Source organism: Calorimonas adulescens (assembly GCF_008274215.1).
Classification (GTDB): domain Bacteria; phylum Bacillota; class Thermoanaerobacteria; order Thermoanaerobacterales; family UBA4877; genus Calorimonas; species Calorimonas adulescens.
The window spans coordinates 1-18074 of the sequence record NZ_VTPS01000023.1; the positions used below are offsets into that span (position 1 = coordinate 1).

The 18074-nt window shown below is 33.4% G+C and carries 16 protein-coding genes; 9 read left to right on the forward strand and 7 right to left on the reverse strand.

Features of this window, described 5'->3' with window-relative positions:
• The first annotated feature begins 172 nt into the window (after window positions 1-172).
• From FWJ32_RS11815 to FWJ32_RS11850, 8 genes are all read left to right on the forward strand, one after another.
• Window positions 173-991, forward strand: a complete 819-nt coding sequence (locus FWJ32_RS11815) for a TIGR00282 family metallophosphoesterase (protein WP_149546169.1) — start codon at window positions 173-175, stop codon at window positions 989-991.
• Window positions 978-1817, forward strand: coding sequence for a PHP domain-containing protein (locus FWJ32_RS11820; protein WP_162523621.1), 840 nt, complete (start codon window positions 978-980; stop codon window positions 1815-1817). The genes FWJ32_RS11815 and FWJ32_RS11820 overlap by 14 nt, the downstream gene beginning before the upstream one ends.
• Before the next feature lie 18 nt (window positions 1818-1835).
• The gene (locus FWJ32_RS11825) at window positions 1836-3026 is read left to right on the forward strand and encodes a pyridoxal phosphate-dependent aminotransferase (RefSeq protein WP_149546171.1); all 1191 of its coding nucleotides are present in this window, start codon (window positions 1836-1838) and stop codon (window positions 3024-3026) included.
• 5 nt (window positions 3027-3031) lie between these two features.
• Entirely contained in the window at window positions 3032-4471 is a 1440-nt protein-coding gene (gene purB, locus FWJ32_RS11830; RefSeq protein ID WP_149546172.1) for an adenylosuccinate lyase, read from the forward strand.
• A 14-nt stretch (window positions 4472-4485) separates the two neighbouring features.
• Window positions 4486-5778, forward strand: coding sequence for an asparagine--tRNA ligase (asnS, locus tag FWJ32_RS11835; RefSeq protein ID WP_149546173.1), 1293 nt, complete (start codon window positions 4486-4488; stop codon window positions 5776-5778).
• 26 nt (window positions 5779-5804) lie between these two features.
• Window positions 5805-7259 (forward strand): methyl-accepting chemotaxis protein, encoded by a 1455-nt coding sequence (locus tag FWJ32_RS11840; protein ID WP_149546174.1) that lies wholly within the window; start codon window positions 5805-5807, stop codon window positions 7257-7259.
• A gap of 71 nt (window positions 7260-7330) precedes the next feature.
• Window positions 7331-8221: an AAA family ATPase gene (locus FWJ32_RS11845; protein ID WP_149546175.1), complete on the forward strand. Its 891-nt coding sequence runs from the start codon at window positions 7331-7333 to the stop codon at window positions 8219-8221.
• A gap of 14 nt (window positions 8222-8235) precedes the next feature.
• Window positions 8236-9522, forward strand: coding sequence for a methionine gamma-lyase family protein (locus tag FWJ32_RS11850; protein WP_149546176.1), 1287 nt, complete (start codon window positions 8236-8238; stop codon window positions 9520-9522).
• 15 nt (window positions 9523-9537) lie between these two features.
• On the opposite strand, the gene lexA is transcribed toward FWJ32_RS11850, so the two are convergent.
• The 3 genes from lexA to FWJ32_RS11865 form a co-directional block, all read right to left on the reverse strand.
• Window positions 9538-10191: a transcriptional repressor LexA gene (lexA, locus tag FWJ32_RS11855; RefSeq protein WP_149546177.1), complete on the reverse strand. Its 654-nt coding sequence runs from the start codon at window positions 10189-10191 to the stop codon at window positions 9538-9540.
• A 64-nt stretch (window positions 10192-10255) separates the two neighbouring features.
• Window positions 10256-11206 (reverse strand): tyrosine recombinase XerC, encoded by a 951-nt coding sequence (locus FWJ32_RS11860; RefSeq protein WP_149546178.1) that lies wholly within the window; start codon window positions 11204-11206, stop codon window positions 10256-10258.
• A gap of 86 nt (window positions 11207-11292) precedes the next feature.
• On the reverse strand, window positions 11293-11523 hold the full coding sequence (locus FWJ32_RS11865) for a peptidoglycan-binding domain-containing protein (protein WP_149546179.1): 231 nt from the start codon (window positions 11521-11523) through the stop codon (window positions 11293-11295).
• Between the two features lie 76 nt (window positions 11524-11599).
• Here FWJ32_RS11865 and ndk point away from each other — a divergent pair, with 76 nt between their 5' ends.
• Window positions 11600-12007 carry a nucleoside-diphosphate kinase gene (ndk, locus tag FWJ32_RS11870; protein WP_149546180.1) on the forward strand — a complete coding sequence of 136 codons (408 nt, stop codon included), beginning with the start codon at window positions 11600-11602 and terminating at the stop codon, window positions 12005-12007.
• A gap of 360 nt (window positions 12008-12367) precedes the next feature.
• Here the strand turns inward: ndk and hfq are convergent, their stop codons facing one another.
• From hfq to mutS, 4 genes are read right to left on the reverse strand one after another with little or no spacing between them, the layout of a single operon-like run.
• On the reverse strand, window positions 12368-12625 hold the full coding sequence (gene hfq, locus FWJ32_RS11875; protein ID WP_149546181.1) for an RNA chaperone Hfq: 258 nt from the start codon (window positions 12623-12625) through the stop codon (window positions 12368-12370).
• Between the two features lie 58 nt (window positions 12626-12683).
• Window positions 12684-13625, reverse strand: a complete 942-nt coding sequence (gene miaA / locus FWJ32_RS11880; protein WP_149546182.1) for a tRNA (adenosine(37)-N6)-dimethylallyltransferase MiaA — start codon at window positions 13623-13625, stop codon at window positions 12684-12686.
• 15 nt (window positions 13626-13640) lie between these two features.
• A complete protein-coding gene (gene mutL, locus FWJ32_RS11885; RefSeq protein ID WP_149546183.1) occupies window positions 13641-15437 on the reverse strand; it encodes a DNA mismatch repair endonuclease MutL in 1797 nt (598 codons plus the stop codon).
• Window positions 15412-18027: a DNA mismatch repair protein MutS gene (gene mutS / locus FWJ32_RS11890; RefSeq protein ID WP_149546184.1), complete on the reverse strand. Its 2616-nt coding sequence runs from the start codon at window positions 18025-18027 to the stop codon at window positions 15412-15414. Before mutS ends, mutL begins: the two co-directional genes overlap by 26 nt.
• Between the last annotated feature and the right edge of the window lie 47 nt (window positions 18028-18074).

Below are 18074 nucleotides of genomic sequence, written 5' to 3' on the forward strand. Positions count from 1 at the left end.
AAAGCCCATATTCCCTTTAAAATTTTGAAGCTGTTTTTTATTTTTTATCCAAAAAAGGGGAGTGCCGCTAACACTTAAATAGTGTTTTGCGACACTCCCTTTTATTTTTTATTTTGACAGAATGTAGTATAATATTATTGTTCAACATGATTTTTATGGAAGGAGAGTTATTTTGAGAATTCTGTTTATAGGTGATATAGTGGGAAGGCCAGGCCGATATTTATTGAGAGATTTCTTACCTGCAATCAAGGATGAGTACAATATAGATATAACGATAGCAAATGGTGAAAACGCGGCACACGGGAATGGGTTAACAAAAAAAATCGTTGATGAGCTATACTCGTATGGGATTGATATATTAACTTCTGGGAATCACATATGGGACAAAAAGGAGGTACTGGATTTCATTGACCAGGAGGAAAGACTCATACGCCCTGCTAATTATCCAGATGGAGTTCCCGGTAAGGGTTATACATCTTATAAATTAAACGACAATGTGGTTTTTGTAGTGAATATAATGGGCAGAGTCTTTATGAGTCCCCTTGATTGTCCGTTCAAGACTATAGATAAGATAATCGATGAATGTAAAGATATTTCAAATTATATTATTATAGACTTTCATGGGGAGGCGACTTCAGAAAAAATTGCTTTTGGATATTATGTAGATGGTAGAGTAACAGCGGTTTTAGGAACACATACCCATGTGCAGACTGCTGATTATAAAATTTTACCTGGGGGTACTGCGTATATAACTGATTCAGGAATGACTGGCCCATATGACTCTGTAATTGGGTCGGATAAATCTGCTATTATAAATAAATTTATAACTGGCATGCCTTCAAAATTTGATGTAGCAGATGGTAATGCTCAACTCAATGCAGTTATTATAGAAACTGACAATTGCGGAAAAGCTGTAAGCATAGCCACACTTAATTTAACTGCTTCTAACCTCGAAAAAAAATATGGAGTGGATAAAGATGAAGAACTGTGATATGCACGTTCATACGATATATTCAGATGGTACATTAAGACCGTCAGAGATTATAGATATTGCAATATCAAATAAAATATATGCCATAGCCATTACTGACCATGATACTACAGAGGGAGTAATAAATGCTTTAAATCTTATACCAGACAAAAAACTTAATATTATTCCAGGTATAGAGCTGAGCGCTATCCTAGAGGGATTTGATATTCATATTTTGGGCTATTGGATAGATTATAAAAATGTTGACTTAATTAAAAAGTTAAACGATATAAAAGCCGTACGGATTGAAAGAATAGAAAAGATGGTAAAAAACCTTTATGATATAGCAAGTATAAAGATAGATATTGAAGAGGTAATGAAAGAAGGTAACTACTATACATTGGGTAGACCCCATATAGCAAGAGTTTTAATAAGACATGGTTACGCAAATGATATTTCTGATGCATTTGATAAGTATCTTAATAAGGATTCTCCAATATATGTTGAAAAATATAGACTTAGCCCTGAAGAAGCTGTTAAAATGATAGTCGATGCTGGTGGTGCACCTGTATTGGCACATCCTGGTTTGATTGATAATAAAAGCCTGATCCCTGAAATAATTAAAGCGGGTATATACGGGATAGAGGTATATCATCCGAAGCACAAAACAGATGATATATATCTTGCACATGTATTTGCTGAAAAATATAATCTAATTGAGACGGGGGGCTCTGATTTTCATTCGCCAGAAGATGATACTATAGGCAAGTGTACAATTCCATACTACAATATGATAAAATTAAAAGAAAGGATTAAACATAGGGGTTTTACAAGTAGTATATTATAAAATTAGGAGGTAGTAAAAATGGATTTATCTATGAGGGGGAAAAATGTTAGCCCATCATCAACATTAGCAATGAATACAATTGCCAATCGATTAAAGGCAGAGGGTAAAAAAGTAATCAATTTCGGGGTGGGCGAACCTGATTTTGACACACCTCAATACATAAAGGAAGCGGCAGTTCATGCAATGGAGATAGGTCTGACAAAATACACACCTGTTTCTGGTCTTTTGGAGCTGAGACAAGCAATATGCAACATCTTAAAAAGAGATTATAATTTAGAATACAAGCCCGATGAGATACTTGTTTCCAATGGTGCAAAACATGCAATTTATAATGTGCTTCAGGCGATGATTGATCCTGGTGATGAGGTTATTATACCTTCTCCATATTGGGTGAGTTATCCAGAAATGGTAAAGCTGTGCGATGGCATTCCTGTGATTATTCCAACTGATCCTAAGAATGATTTTAAACTTACTCCCAAGCAGCTTGAAAAACATATTACTGATAGAACAAAAATATTTATTTTAAATAGTCCAAATAATCCTAGTGGGACCGTTTATAATTTAAATGAATTGAAAGCCATTGCAGAGGTGCTTGTCAAACATCACATATGTGTTATTTCTGATGAAATATATGACAGGTTAATATATGATGATGAAAAACATTATAGTATTGCTACTATCAGTGAAGAAATGAAAGAATTGACCTTCATAATTAATGGAGTATCTAAAAGTTATGCTATGACGGGATGGAGAATAGGTTATGTTGCAGGAAGTAAAGAGGCAATAAAGATAATGACCAATATTCAAAGTCATACTACATCCAATGCCAACTCTATCGCTCAATACGCTTCGATGATTGCATTGCAAGGTGGTAGGGATGAAATAAACAGTATGGTAGCAGAATTTGATAGAAGAAGAAAATACATGATTAAAAAATTAGAAGAGTATGGCATTGATTTTGTTAAGCCTAGAGGAGCCTTTTATGTTATGATGAATATCTCCATATATAAGGGTAAACAGATCGATGGGGAACTGATTGATTCCTCTGACAAATTTGCTGAACTTTTATTAAAATACAATGGCGTCGTTACAGTAGCCGGTTCTGGATTTGGAAATGACGATTATATAAGGCTTTCTTATGCTACATCTTTGGATGACATAAAAATAGGACTGGAAAACATAAATCAATTTATTAGGAGTTTGAGGTAATTGGTATGGGATGTCATAGTGTATATAGTAATCCACTTATAGAAAGATATGCAAGTAAGGAAATGAGTTATATTTTTTCTGATGATAACAAATACAGTATATGGCGTAAACTATGGGTTGCACTGGCAGAGGCAGAAAAAGAACTGGGCCTTAACATAACAGATGAACAAATTGAAGAGATGAAAGAACATATTAATGACATATCTTATGATGTTGTAGCCCAAAAAGAAGCGAAACTAAAACATGATGTAATGGCACATATTCAAGAATTTGGAGAAAAAGCCCCTAAGGCAAGACCTATAATACATCTAGGGGCTACCAGTGCCTTTGTAGATGACAATGCGGATTTGATACAGATGTATAACGCCTTACAGTTAATAAGAGTAAAATTATTAAAATGTATAGATAATCTTTCTACTTTTGCACTGACATATAAAGATATGCCAGCCCTTGGGTATACACATTTTCAGCCCGCTCAATTAACTACCGTAGGTAAACGAGCATGCATGTGGATCCAGGACCTATTACTTGATTTGAAAGAACTTGAGTATCGCATTGCTAATTTTATGCTGCGCGGTGTTAAGGGTACTACAGGTACTCAAGCCAGTTTTTTAGAATTGTTTAATGGAGATAAAGAAAAGACCATGAAACTGGATGAACTTGTGACAAGAAAACTGGGGTTTGAAAAGTCATTCCCTGTAACGGGACAAACATATACGAGAAAATATGACTGGTATATAATGGAAGCTTTATGCGGAATAGCTCAAAGCGCTCATAAATTTGGCAACGATATTCGTCTGTTGCAGCACGAAAATGAGCTGGAAGAGCCATTTGATGAAACACAGGTTGGTTCGTCAGCAATGCCTTACAAAAGGAATCCAATGCGCAGTGAGAGGATGTGTTCTTTAAGCCGATATATAATTACAAATGTTTCTAATTTTTCCATTACTGCCTCTACACAATGGCTGGAAAGAACCCTAGATGATTCTGCTAATAGACGTATTTCTATACCGGAGATGTTTTTAGCTACAGATGGTGTTTTGAATCTTTATATTAATATTTCAAGCAATTTAAAGGTATATCCAAGAATAATCAGCCAAAATGTTTCAAGAGAGCTGCCTTTTATGGCAGTAGAGAATATATTGATGAGAGCGGTTGAAAATGGTGGAGATAGACAGCAGATACATGAAAAGATACGTAAGCATTCTATGGAAGTAAGGTTAGCTTATAGAGAAAATGGAATCATAATTGATCTAATTAAAAAGATCATTGAAGATCCAGATATACCTATTTCAGGTGATGAAATGAAAGATATATTAAATCCTAAAAATTACATTGGACTTTCTGCGGAACAGGTTGAGATTTTTTTAGATAAATATGTCAATCCAATCCTAAACAGCAATAGGACACTAATTGAAAATATCCAAGCTATAATTAATGTTTAATGGGGGTTAGTGATATGATTAAATGTAGTATATCAGACGTCAAACAATATGAAGGACAAGAGGTTTTAATCAAAGGATGGCTTTATAACAAAAGATCCAGTGGAAAGATTCAATTTCTGCAATTAAGAGACGGAAGTGGCTTTATCCAGGCAATAGTTGAGAAATCCAGGGTTAGTCCGGAACTTTTTGAACTTTGCGAACATTTAACACAAGAGTCATCAATTAATGTGGTCGGCAGGGTAAGAAGCGATAAAAGAGCGCCCTCTGGTTATGAGATGGATGTAATAGACGTAGTAGTAAACCAGTTGACAGAGGATTATCCCATTGCACTTAAAGAGCATGGTGTTGAATTTCTTATGGATAATAGGCATTTATGGATACGTACAGAAAGGCAAAGTGCCATCTTGCGTATACGTCATGAGATTATAAAAAGCGCTATGGAGTTTCTTAATAATCATGGGTTTATAAAGGCTGATGCACCAATTATTACACCGGCAACATGTGAGGGCACAACTGATCTATTTGAGATTGATTACTTTGGTGAGAGTGCTTACCTGTCTCAGACAGGACAGTTATACGCTGAGGCATGTGCAATGGCCCTGGGCAAGGTGTATACACTTGGGCCTGCATTTAGAGCCGAAAAATCAAAGACAAGGAGACACCTTATAGAGTTCTGGATGCTTGAACCTGAGGTAGCATATTTAGAACATGAAGGCAATCTTGAACTTCAGGAAAAACTGGTTTCCTATATTGTTGAAAGTGTGCTTAAAAATAGAATACTGGAATTGAAAGCCATTGGCAGAGATATATCTGCACTTGAAGAGATCAAAATCCCATTTGAACGTATGAGTTATGATGATGCGATTAAGACACTTAAGAATAATAATTTTGATATTGAATGGGGAGATGACTTCGGTTCTCCTGAAGAGACTTTTCTTGCGAATTTATATAAAAAGCCTTTGTTTATTACTGAGTATCCAAAGCACTGTAAAGCATTTTACATGCAGCCTAATCCAAATAGACCTGAGGTTGTGCTTTGCGATGATTTACTAGCCCCTGAAGGCTATGGAGAGATTATAGGCGGAAGTCAGAGAATTCACGATTATGACCTCATGGTTCAGCGGCTTGAAGAAGAAAATCTCCCTATGGATATTTATAAGTGGTATCTTGATTTACGAAAATACGGTAGTGTACCTCACTCAGGTTTTGGCCTTGGTATTGAAAGAACTGTAGCATGGATTTGCGGTCTTGATCACATAAGGGAAACAATACCATTCCCACGTATGCTTTATAGAGTGACCCCATAATTTTATTGTAAGGGGATGAAGAATGCATGTTTAATAAGAAGAGCGGTATTGAGCTTATAATATCAGAATTTATACAAGAAAACCTTTATAATGTTTCTAAGTTAAAAAAGAATCTTGGCAACGGTAGATTAGGCAGGATGATTAATAATATGTTTAATACCGTTTTCAATGTTATTGGGAGAATGCAAAGGGCTTCTGAAGAGATTAGATATTTAACAAACACAATAAAAGCTAACTCATCGGAGACAAGGATTGCTTCAAATCAGATAGCCTCTGCAATGGACCAAATTGCTGCTTCTACGCAGAATGAGGCTCGGTTAAGTCAGGAACTCATGAATCAAATAAATATCGTCAATGATACCTCAAATGTTATATTGAAAAAATCACAGTATGGAGCTGATACCACAGGTCAATTAAAAGAGAAGGTTAAAACTACTCAGAATGTTTTAACTGAGTTGACTGAACAGATAAATCAACTGGGAATGGCTAACAGAGAAACTGCAAATACAATGAATGAGCTGGTTGATTTGACAAAACGCATAACAGAATTTGTGAATGTGATAACTGATATTGCTAAAAAGACTAATTTGTTATCATTGAATGCTGCGATTGAGGCTGCAAGAGCAGGTGAGGCTGGGAGAAGTTTTACTGTGGTAGCAAATGAGATAAGGGGCCTGGCCAACCAGACTGAATCTGCTGTAAAACAAATAGAAGAACTATCAATTGCCATTCAAATGGGGGCTCAAAACTCTACCAATCAGATAAATCATAGTATTGCAACCATGGAAACCAATATTATTAAAACTGATGAAACTAATAAGACATTTAGTGACCTCAAACAGGATATAGATAATATGATAGAAGTCATAAATGAAATTTCTGGTTTGACTAAAAAGCAGATAGAGCAGTTATCATCTAGTGTACAGACCGCAGAGCTTATAACATCAGCAATTCAAGAATCAGCGACCGAGATAGAAGAGATTACTTCCTCTATACAACAGGAGGATACTGCTATTGAAGAAATAGATAATTCAATTGGGAAACTTGATAAGTTGGCCAATGAATTATTTAATATAACATATAATTATACATCTGAAAAATATTTAACAGATTTGTCTCAAAAGAATATTTCTGCTGCAGTAAATATTTTGCAAAAATTGATTGAAGAGCCCGGAATTATGGAGATGAATAAAAATAATCACAAGAAAGTCGTCTATAGTTATTATGAAAAACATAAAGATATTATAAGCACTCTCCTTACTCTTGATTCTAAAGGTAACGTTTTGGCCATAACATCTGATACAAATGTAAGTAATTTTGTCTTCAGAGAATGGTTTCAAAAGGCAATTGAAGGTGAGATATTTTGCTCTCGTCCATATATTACTGTAGCAACCAATGATGTAAATGTTACTGTTTCTGCACCGATAAAGGATCGAGCTGGAAATATTATTGGTGTAGTGGCAGCTAACGTTTTAATATAAGTCCAGACATCTGGACTTATATGTGTGGCAATTCATTTCTTGATGCATATCTTATATATGGGCGATAAGCAATGCTTGAGCGAAATAAATTTTTCTCAAGTATTTTTGGGCTAAAAGGAAGCCAAAAAGGTTCTTTCTCGGATTATGACCTTAACAGTGCTCTTGATGAGCTTAATAGCCTAGTAGGTTTGACGAATGTTAAGGACTTGATAAAACAGCTTGAGGCATATATATGTTTAGAGGGTATGAGAAAAGAAAAGGGGTTAAAATATGAGCCATTAACACTACATATGATTTTTAAAGGTAATCCTGGTACTGGAAAGACTACAGTGGCCAGGCTGCTGGGTAAAATTTTTAAAGGTATCGGGATATTGAGTAAGGGACATGTGGTTGAGGTAGAAAGGGCTGATCTGGTTGGTGAATACATAGGACATACTGCCCAAAAAACGAGAGATGTTGTAAAAAAATCTATCGGAGGTATTATGTTTATTGATGAGGCGTATTCACTTGCCAGAGGCGGCGAAAAGGACTTTGGGAAAGAAGCTATAGATACTCTTGTCAAGGCAATGGAGGATCATAAGAATGAATTTATTTTGATTTTAGCTGGATATAGAGACGAGATGGAATATTTTTTGAATACAAATCCTGGTTTAAAGTCCAGGTTTGCGTTTCAATTTGACTTTTCTGATTATACTATAGACGAGTTAATGTTAATATCAGATAAAATGACCTCAGATAGGGATTATAAATTAACGTTTAAGGCAAAAAGAAAGATATATAGGTTACTTATTAGATGTTTGAATGATAATAAATTAAAAGAAGGAAACGCAAGATTGGTGAGAAATATCATTGAAAAATCCATAATGAATCAGGCGGTAAGGATATACAAAAAGTCATCTATTGAAAAAAGTGACCTTATTTTTATTGAAGATGTAGATATACCTGATAATATATTCTACTGATAGAGGAGGACAAAATGCAGTTTATACCAGAGGTTATAGTAAAAAAACTTGACATAAATAAGGATTTAGTTAAACTTGCAAGTATGATTCTTGAAGAACTGCAAGGTATCTATAGTGAGGTCGATAGAACAGTATTAGTTAACCAATTTAAAGTGATAGAGGCTATGCAAAGAGCAAAGCTTTCTTATAATCATTTTATATTCAGTACAGGTTATGGATACGGTGATATAGGCAGAGATGTTGTTGACACTATTTTCTCATATGTGTTTAACACTGAGGACGCCCTTGTAAGACCTCATTTTGTATCTGGTACCCATGCACTCAGCACTGCATTATTTGGAGTTTTAAGGCCGGGAGATGAGTTAATATACGCCACTGGTGTGCCTTATGATACTATGAAAACTGTTATAAATGGTAGGACAGGAGAGGGGAGTCTGAAAGAATATGATATAAAATATAAAGAAATAGCATTAAATGATGATGGGTTCATAGACACAAAAAGCTTAATTAAAAGTATAAGCAGTAAAACAAGAGTTGTTATGTTTCAAAGATCAAAAGGATATTCGTGGAGACCTTCACTTGACGTTAATTCGCTGGGGATGGCAATAAAAGCAGTTAAAGAGATTAAAAATGATGTTATCTGCATGGTGGATAATTGCTATGGTGAATTCGTTGAAGATATAGAACCATCAGATGTAGGTGCCGATATAGTGGCAGGATCGCTAATAAAAAATCCCGGTGGAGGAATTGCAGTTAGTGGTGGGTATATAGCAGGTAAAAAGGAGCTCATTGAAAAAATTTCATATAGATATTCAGCTCCTGGCCTTGGGAAGCATATGGGGACTAATTTTGGTAACTCACGTAATATATTACAAGGTCTGTTTATGGCTCCTCATGTCGTTGGCCAGGCCCTTAAAGGAGCTATTTTTTCATCCAGTTTGTTTGAAAAACTCGGTTTTGAGGTAAACCCAGCATATAACACAAGAAGGACTGACATAATTCAAGCTGTAAAACTATGTGACCCTAAAAAACTAATCTCATTTTGTCGCGGGATACAAAAATCAAATCCTGTAGATAGCTTTGTGAAACCGGAACCATGGGATATGCCAGGCTACGACGATAAAATAATAATGAGCTCCGGGGGTTTTGTCGATGGTTCTTCAATTGAGCTAAGTGCTGATGCACCATTAAGAGAACCATTTATACTGTATATTCAAGGTGGAGTTACTTTCGAACATTATATTATAGGAATTCTTATGGCTATTCAAAATATGCTTGATGAAAAACTAATTAAAATATAAATGGCCTCCATTTGTTTATATACGGCGTATAGCACCAATAACCTTTCCAAGAATATTAACATCACTTTCTTTTTCAAAGATCAAAGCATCCATAAAAGGATTTTCAGGTTGCAGTCTAATATGTCCCTTTTCTTTATAGTATCTTTTTATAGTGGCACTATCATCTACTAGTGCCACTATAATATCCCCATTAAATGCAAAGGATTGCTCTCGCACTATTACATAGTCGCCGTTTAATATGCCTACATTGACCATGCTGTCTCCTCTTACCCTAAGCATAAAAAATTTTTCATCCTTTGAATCGCCCTGTATAAAGTCCAGAGGCAAAGGAAAATATTCTTCAATATTTTCTACTGCCAAAATTGGCTTTCCAGCCGTAACTTTTCCTATTATTGGTACTTCTATAATTTCTCTGCTAACAAATGATATCTTGCTGTCTATCACTTCAATAGCACGTGGTTTTGAAGGATCTCTTCTTATGTATCCTTTTTTTTCAAGTGATTTAAAGTGCTCATAGACAGTTGCAGTTGAGTTAAAACCAAGTGCATTACATACATCACGAACAGAGGGGGGATAACCCTTCACTTTCATTGTTTCCTTAATATATTCTAATATACGCTCTTGTGGTTCGCTCAATTGTTTACTTGCTTTACTTACTCTTTTAGCCATATTATACTACCCCCTTAAAAAGAGTATACCATAAACGGATATAAATGTAAACTCTTGTTTGGCTTTATGGTTCTGATAATGGATTCTTGCTTACAGCATTCCTTAAAATGTCTTCATCAATATGAGTATAAATCTGTGTGGTAGATACATTACTATGTCCAAGAATATTTTGCAATGTCCTGATGTCCACCTTACCATATTTGTACATTAATGTTGCTGCAGTATGCCTTAACTTATGGGTAGAATATTTGTTTACATCAAGATTTGCCAACTTTATATATTTTTTTACAATATACTGCACGGTCTTTGGAGATATACGTTTTTTCCGTTTGCTGAGGAAAAGTGCGTCTCTGTCTACAACACCATCTACCGGACGAACCGATAAATAATTTTTTATAGCACTAATACAAGCCTTATTTAAATAGATGGTCCTTTCCTTATTGCCTTTGCCAGTTACTCTTAATGTATCACCTTTTATGCTGCTAATATCAATGCTTACAAGCTCTGATAATCTTAGTCCACAGTTTAGAAACAGGGTTATAATAGCATAATCCCTTTCAAAAAATGGTCCACATATTGAATTTAGCAATTTTTTACTTTCTTCAAGGTCAAGATATACTGGATTTCGTTGTCCGATTTTTGGAGATTCTAATTCCGATGTCGGATTGTACTCTATGACCCTTAGTTTTTTGTGTAAAAAATTATAAAAGGATCTAATACACGCTACTTTTCTTGCTCTTGCTCTTGCACCGTTATTTCTTTCATTTGAGACATATGAAAGAAATGCATAAAGGTCATTTAAATTGATTTTTTTAATGAACTCTATATCTATATCCTCAATGGAAATTTGATCAAAATCTGTTTGTTTTAATTTATTTTTACGGCACTTCATGAACTTAAAGAAAATTTCAAGGTCATATCCATAAGCCTCAACAGTATTTTTAGATTTTCCCTTAATGGTTAACATATAATTTAGATAATCGTTAACAATTGATGGTAATCCCATATTGTCCATTTTTACCTCCTAATTATACGAAATAAATATTTCGTATAATTAGTTCTACAAAAAAAGATAAATTCCTTCTTTTGTTGTTAAAAAAATTATGGGTACAATTGATAAATCATATTTAATGTTTCTGGACCAACAATCCCATCTACAGTAAGGCCATTATCTTTTTGAAACCTCATTACAGCATTCATTGTCCTGTGTCCATATATGCCATCGATAGGACCTGGGTTATATCCCAAACTTTGTAGGATAAGTTGCAGTTCTCTTACATCAGGCCCTATGCTGCCTAACTTTAAAATCCTTGAGCCCAATCCATCTTTCATGTTTTCACCACCATCTTTTTTTGATATATTATATTTAAGACAAATAAAAAATGTTAACAATTAGGAGTGGTTAGTGATGTTAGAAAAAACACTTGTCATAATCAAACCAGATGGTGTAAAACGTGGATTAGTAGGCGAAATCATAAAAAGATACGAGCAAAAACAGCTCGTTATAAAGTCAATTAAAATTGTAAATGCAGATTATACACTACTGAGAGAACATTATTATGAGCATATTGGTAAAAGTTATTTTAATGAATTATTAAATTACATGATGTCAGGACCTCTTATAGCCATTATATGGGAGGGAGAAAACGCAATAAAGCTGGCAAGATATATTAATGGAGATACAAATATTGAAAAAGCTATGCCTGGAACTATTCGTGGTGATTTTGCATCTAATACCACATATAACCTTGTGCATGCATCGGATTCAGCTGAATCGGCCGAACGGGAACTAAAGCTTTGGTTTCCGGAGCTCTAATACAAAGTGAAGGATGTCGCAGTATATTTAAAAAATTGCTGAGGCGAGCCTGTGAATAAAAGTCTGTAAAATATAGCTTTCTATGATAAAATAAAAAATATCATAGGAAGCTGTTTTATTAATTGCATTTATCGATGCTGTCCATTTTTTCGTCAGGGACAATTATGTAGCTGACTTTAAAGCCACTAAAAAATAGGCTTTTCCAGTAAGAAGCTGGGGAAAAATATATGGTGAACTATCCATAATGTATGATGGGAGACTAAAGTAACAAAAAAAGCATGCCCAAAATATCCTTTTTTAAAGATACCCTTGACATGCTTCTAATTTATCACTAAAACTTTCACACTCTCGTAAAAATTGTTATTCTGTTTCTTCCTTTTCCTTCTCATTATTAAATATTACTGGTTTTACAGGAGAAATTGTTGATATCGCGTGCTTATATATCAACTGTTGTTGCTTGGTTTCATTTTCCAATACAACTGTAAAATTATCAAACCCTTTTACTATTCCCCTCAACTGAAAGCCGTTGATTAAGTAAATTGTTACAACTGTGTGCTCCTTTCTCACCTGATTTAAAAAAATATCTTGTAAATTAATTGCGGATTTTGGACTATTCATCGTATTAATATCCCCCTTCAGATAAATAATGTAACTATGCACTCTTTTTTATATTCGATTATTCTTTGCATATTCCTGCTAACCTCTCAATAATTTTTTTTATAATGTCTTCTTCATCTATTTTATCTAAGTCAAACCACTCTACCCGGTCATTGTTTCTAAACCAGGTTAACTGCCGTTTAGCATACCGCCTTGTATCTCTTTTAATTAAATTTATTGCTTCATTCAGACCTAATTTGCCTCTTAAATACCCTAATATTTGTCTATATCCAATTGCCTGCATAGAATTTAATCTTTCATCATAGCCCATGGATAATAATGACCTGACTTCTTCAACCAATCCTTTGTTAATCATAATATCTACACGTCTTTCTATTCTATCATATAGTATAGTTCTATTCATCGTAAGCCCAAAAATCAGGGTATTATACTTAGTATTTGGCTGGTTATTAGAAAGTTGTTGATAGTATGATATTGGTTTTCCAGTTCGATAGTATACTTCTAAAGCCCTAATGATTCTCTTCTTGTCATTTACTGAGATTTTCTTTGCCGATACGGGGTCTATTTTGTATAACATATTATGCAGATATTCTATACCCTTTTCATTCGATAAATTATCTAACTGTTCACGAAAATTTTTATCAGGACCTGATTCGGAATAATTGACTTTATTAATGATTGAGTTTATATATAGACCTGTCCCCCCAACAACAATTGGAATTTTATTTTTGCTATATATCTTTTCAATGGCTTTCTCTGCATCTTGCTTGTACAACGCCACACTGTATTCCTCATCGGGGTATACTATATCAATCATATAGTGCCTCACAATATTTCGTTTGCTGACTTCTGGCTTCGCTGTACCTATATCCATTAGTTTATATATTTGCATCGAATCTGCTGATACTATTTCACCGTTAATTTTCAATGCTAAGTCAAATGCCAAATCACTCTTACCCACAGCTGTAGGTCCGACAATTACTATCAATGGAGGCGCCACAAATAATCACTTCCCTCATATTCGTTTAAATAGCTTTTCAATATCCTTTATTGACTTTTTTAGTATAGTAGGTCTTCCATGGGGACAGGTAAAAGGCTCTTTACAGTGCATCAAATCATTGATAAGACTATCAATTTCAATATTGTCTAATCTTTTGTTTGCTTTTACCGCTGATTTACAGGCAGCCTTAATAATAGCATTATCTAATGATTCTACCTCACTTAAAATAAGGTTACCGTTTTTAATTTCTTCTATTAAATCAAGAATTATATCTTTATTAACATCAGATAAACCTAATATAGCTGGCAATGCACGTAAAATAATGATATTATCGCTAAAAATGTCTATTTCAAATCCAAGTCTGTTAAAATTATCAACTATATTTTCTACAAACTTATAATCTTCATGTTTTAGTTGTATAACTTCGGGGATCAATAAAATCTGTGTATTTATATTTTTGTTAAAATATTCATTTCTATATTTTTCATATAGAATTCTTTCATGAGCTGCATGTTGATCTATTATATATAAATCATTGCGATACTCAAGCAAAATATAGGTATTAAAAAGCTGCCCTATCTTTTTATACTTTATAATGGACAAATTGCTATAAACATCTGACTCATTAGAATTATTAGCATTCTTTAAATCATTATAAGGATTATCATTTATTGTGGTATCTATGCTTTTACTATCATTTAAATTTAGTTCATATTGATCAAATGAAGGCCGTTCATAAATAATATTATTAGCTTTAGCTTCAACTTTATTAAATGTATTTTCCCTTTCTTGTATGTCAATAGCTATATCTATTGTTTTAGAGCGCTCCTTTACTAATTTCTTTTTGATTTCCTGTTCAATAGCATTAAATATAAGATCCTTATCATATAATTTTACATATAACTTTGATGGATGAACGTTGATGTCTACACGATTTGCAGGGAGTAAAACATTAAAAACGGCAACCGGATATTGATGCCGTGTAAGTAGAGATTTATACGATTCAGTAATTGTCTTCTTATAATCATTATCAAATACATAACGATTATTTACATAAAACAATATATCTCCTGAATTCTTTTCATAAAAATCAAGGTCAGAAACAAACCCCTTGATTAATATATCTTCTTTGTTTATAGAAATAGGTATCAAATGGCCTTTTAATTGATACCCTAAAATATCATATATATTATCTTCAATGCTTCCCTTTCCTGAAGTCTTAAATATCATTTTTCCGTTGCTTATTAGTTCAAAAGAAATATTTGCATTTATAAGGGCCTCTCTGCTTGCCACTTCAATTAAATGTTTTGTCTCAACAGATTCACTTTTGAGAAATTTATATCTAGCAGGAGTATTATAAAACACATCCTCTACTATTAAAGTAGTACCGGATGGACATCCAATATTTTCTTTTAATATTAATTTCCCACCAATATATTCAACATGTGTGCCAAGAATATCATCTTGTGTTTTAGTATATAAATTTAATTTGGATATTGCAGCTATACTAGATAACGCTTCACCCCTAAAACCCATAGTATAGATGTTGTTTATATCCTGATAGTTTTGTATTTTGCTGGTGGCATGTCTATAAAAAGCTATTTCCACATCATCTGGAGGTATGCCATCACCATTATCTGTAACACGTATATATTTAATTCCACCATTTTTGATTTCTATAGTAATCTGGGTACTATTAGCATCAATTGCATTTTCTATTAACTCTTTTACAATTGAAGATGGTCTATCTACAACCTCACCGGCTGATATTTTATTGATTGTGGTCTCATCCAATATTTTTATTTTGCTCATCTCTTGTCTGATCGCCACCTGTTAAAAGGTTTTTAATCTCGTTTAATTTATTTAATGCATCTAAGGGAGTCATAGTATTTATGTCAATATTTTTAATTAATTCTACAATTTTATTAGTATAAATACTGAATATATCCAATTGAGTTGCAGGACTTTTTTCATGAATTTTATTAAAATTCTTTTCTGATCTTTCCAGACTCTTTAACAATCTTTTAGCCTTATTAATTACTTCTTCAGGAACACCTGCCATTTTTGCAACTTGAATCCCAAAGCTCTGCGACATTGACCCCTTCATTATTTTTCTTAAAAAAACAATATCGTCTCCATTTTTGTATATTGAGACATAAAAATTTTTTACATTAGGCAGTTCATCTTCCAGCTTTACAAGCTCGTGGTAATGAGTAGCAAAAAGAGTTTTTGCCTTTATCTTTATAGAAATATATTCAATAACGGCCCATGCAATACTCAACCCATCAAATGTACTTGTACCTCTACCTATTTCATCTAAAATTATTAGACTCTTAGAAGTTGCATTTTTCAATATATAGGCAACTTCATTCATTTCGACCATGAATGTACTCTGGCCAGAAGATATATCATCACTTGCTCCAACTCGTGTGAAGACCTTGTCTACCACCCCTATTATAGCATGATCTGCTGGTACAAAACATCCCATTTGCGCCATTATTACTATCAGAGCCACTTGGCGCATATAAGTAGATTTGCCTGCCATATTAGGTCCTGTAATGATATATATTAAATTATTCTCGTTATCCAAATTTACATCATTTGCAACAAAAAGATTTTTTTTATCTAATTTTTCTATTACAGGATGTCTTCCGTTTTTAATTATTATTTTATCACCATTGTTTATTTCAGGTTTTACATAATTATTTTCAATACTTACATAAGCATATGATTGAATTACATCTAAATATGCTATTACAAATACAGTTTTCTGTATTCTGTCTATCTCAGAAATGATTTTATTACGAATTTCCATAAATAATTGATATTCTAAGGTGGTTAATTTTATTTCAGCTTCAGTTATATCTGATTCTAATCGCTTCAACTCCTCTGTAATAAACCGTTCACAATTAGCCAGGGTTTGTTTGCGTATATAGTAACTGGGTACAAGGTTTAGGTTCTTTGTTGTTACTTCAATATAATAACCGAATACTTTATTATATCCTATTTTCAACGACTTTATTCCCGTTTTCTCTCTTTCTTTTTGCTCTAAATCCATTAAGAGTTTTTTACTATTTAATGTTAGATAATGTAGCTTATCTATTTCATCATTGTATCCAGTTTTTATTATACCCCCATCCTTTAAGGTATTTGGGGGGTCATCAACAATAGCCTTATCAATGAGTAAATAAATATCATCTAAGGTATCAATTTCCTCTTTAAATATATTAAACAAATCAGATTCGCAACCACACAAGGTATTAAAAATATCAGGCAATACTTTAAGAGATTCTTTTAAGGCAATTAAATCGCGAGGATTAGCATTATTATAATTTAATTTACCAAGTAGTCTTTCAATATCATAAATTTGAGCAAGATGCTCTCTAAATTTATTTAGTAAATCTTTTTTTATTATAATTTCTTCTACCGCTTCCAATCTAACTTTTATTTCATTTACACTATATAAAGGATTTAAAATATACCTCTTTAATAACCTACCACCCATGGCAGTTTTTGTTCTGTCAATTATATTTAATAACGTTGAACCATTTTTATTTGATCTTATCGATTCTACCAACTCTAAATTTCTGCGAGTAAAGTTATCTATTTCCATATACTTGCTCTTCGTCTCAAATTCAGGTTGTTTAAGATATAGATTAGATATTTTTAATGTATCCAGGACATAATTTAGCAAAGCACCAAAAGCCATTAAGCTTACATTATCAAATTTATCTATCAGGTCAGTGTTATCACCATATTGCTCAAGCAGTTGTTTTCTATACCTATCCAGGTCATATTCATCGTCTAACATCAGTTCTACTAACCTATCATTGTTATTTAATCTTTGAAATAACTTGGTGTTAGAAAGTTTTCTAGGCAATAAAATTTCAGAAGGATTTATTTTTACTATTTCATCATAAATATAATCAATATCATTAGTCAATCGCAAGATAATTGTATCTCCCGTAGATACGTCAAGAGACGAAACTGAGGCATTTTCCCCATCAATATAAATTGATGACAAATAATTTGAATCTTTGTTACCTACCAAATTATCACTTATTATTGTTCCTGGTGTAACCACCCTAACAACATCTCGTTTGACCAAACCTTTTGCTTTCGATGGGTCTTCAAGTTGTTCGCATATTGCTACCTTATAACCGTTGTCCACCAATTTTATTATATAAGATTCTGCAGCATGGTATGGTATACCGGCCATTGGTGCCCTATCTTCTTTTCCGCAATCTTTGCCTGTAAGAACAATATTCAAAACTCTAGAAGCAATCTCTGCATCCTCAAAAAAAGTTTCATAGAAATCCCCCACCCTGTAAAGCAATATGCAGTCTTTATATTGTTCCTTAATTTCTAAATATTGTTTTATCATTGGAGTAAAATCTGACATACAAGTGACCCCCATTTGTCACCTAATTTAAATTACGTAGGCTTGCT

Excerpts from the sequence above, each read along its gene's own strand:
- FWJ32_RS11820 (WP_162523621.1), top strand. The coding sequence starts at position 978 with ATGAAGAACTGTGATATGCACGTTCATACGATATATTCAGATGGTACA.
- FWJ32_RS11825 (WP_149546171.1), top strand. The coding sequence starts at position 1,836 with ATGGATTTATCTATGAGGGGGAAAAATGTTAGCCCATCATCAACATTA.
- purB (WP_149546172.1), top strand. The coding sequence starts at position 3,032 with ATGGGATGTCATAGTGTATATAGTAATCCACTTATAGAAAGATATGCA.
- asnS (WP_149546173.1), top strand. The coding sequence starts at position 4,486 with ATGATTAAATGTAGTATATCAGACGTCAAACAATATGAAGGACAAGAG.
- FWJ32_RS11840 (WP_149546174.1), top strand. The coding sequence starts at position 5,805 with ATGTTTAATAAGAAGAGCGGTATTGAGCTTATAATATCAGAATTTATA.
- FWJ32_RS11845 (WP_149546175.1), top strand. The coding sequence starts at position 7,331 with ATGCTTGAGCGAAATAAATTTTTCTCAAGTATTTTTGGGCTAAAAGGA.
- FWJ32_RS11850 (WP_149546176.1), top strand. The coding sequence starts at position 8,236 with ATGCAGTTTATACCAGAGGTTATAGTAAAAAAACTTGACATAAATAAG.
- lexA (WP_149546177.1), bottom strand. The coding sequence starts at position 10,191 with ATGGCTAAAAGAGTAAGTAAAGCAAGTAAACAATTGAGCGAACCACAA.
- FWJ32_RS11860 (WP_149546178.1), bottom strand. The coding sequence starts at position 11,206 with ATGGACAATATGGGATTACCATCAATTGTTAACGATTATCTAAATTAT.
- FWJ32_RS11865 (WP_149546179.1), bottom strand. The coding sequence starts at position 11,523 with ATGAAAGATGGATTGGGCTCAAGGATTTTAAAGTTAGGCAGCATAGGG.
- ndk (WP_149546180.1), top strand. The coding sequence starts at position 11,600 with ATGTTAGAAAAAACACTTGTCATAATCAAACCAGATGGTGTAAAACGT.
- hfq (WP_149546181.1), bottom strand. The coding sequence starts at position 12,625 with ATGAATAGTCCAAAATCCGCAATTAATTTACAAGATATTTTTTTAAAT.
- mutL (WP_149546183.1), bottom strand. The coding sequence starts at position 15,437 with ATGAGCAAAATAAAAATATTGGATGAGACCACAATCAATAAAATATCA.
- mutS (WP_149546184.1), bottom strand. The coding sequence starts at position 18,027 with ATGTCAGATTTTACTCCAATGATAAAACAATATTTAGAAATTAAGGAA.